Raw genomic sequence first — 606 nt, 5'->3', positions numbered from 1 at the left:
GCCTCACCCCAGCAAATCGAACTCCTGTCCTGCGATGCGAATGTTGATCTGGTCCTGCCCGTCGCCATCCACCAGCGCCCATAGGATCTGGCCCGTCGGCCGGTAGATCACAAACGCCTCGTCCACGCCATCCGCGCCCGCACTGGCCGTGTTGGTGATGTTCACCTGGAACTGATCGCGCGTGGCCTGGCCGCCATAAACCAGCACATCGCCCTCGGCCGCATCGTAATCCTGGATCCAGTCGTTGCCATGATCCGCGATGCCCAGATGAAAGAACCGGTCCCCATCCGCGCCGCCATTCACCCGGTCCGACCCAAAGCCGCCATTGATGAAATCGAACCCGTCGCCGCCAAAGATCTCGTCGCCAAAGGCCGAACCCGTCAGCACGTCATCGCCCGTGCCCCCGATCACTGTGTCGGCGCCAAAGCCGCCCGCGATATTGTCATTGCCTGCATCGCCGCGCAGCTCGTCATTGCCATAGCCGCCGTCAATCGTGTCATTGCCTGCACCGGCAAAGACCAGGTCCCGCAGGTCGGCCTCGGACGTGCCGCCCACAATGCTGTCATCGCCCTCGCCGCCGATCAGCGTGTCAACACCATCGCCGCC

Annotated in this window: 1 pseudogene; it reads right to left on the bottom strand. The window is 63.7% G+C overall.

The window, feature by feature from the left end:
- Positions 1 to 3: 3 nt before the first annotated feature.
- A pseudogene (locus RA29_RS20315) lies at positions 4 to 606 on the bottom strand (calcium-binding protein); the annotation flags it as partial.

This window comes from Tateyamaria sp. ANG-S1 (assembly GCF_000814025.1).
In the GTDB taxonomy this organism is placed as follows: domain Bacteria; phylum Pseudomonadota; class Alphaproteobacteria; order Rhodobacterales; family Rhodobacteraceae; genus Tateyamaria.
This window is presented reverse-complemented; position numbering and strand designations above follow the sequence as displayed.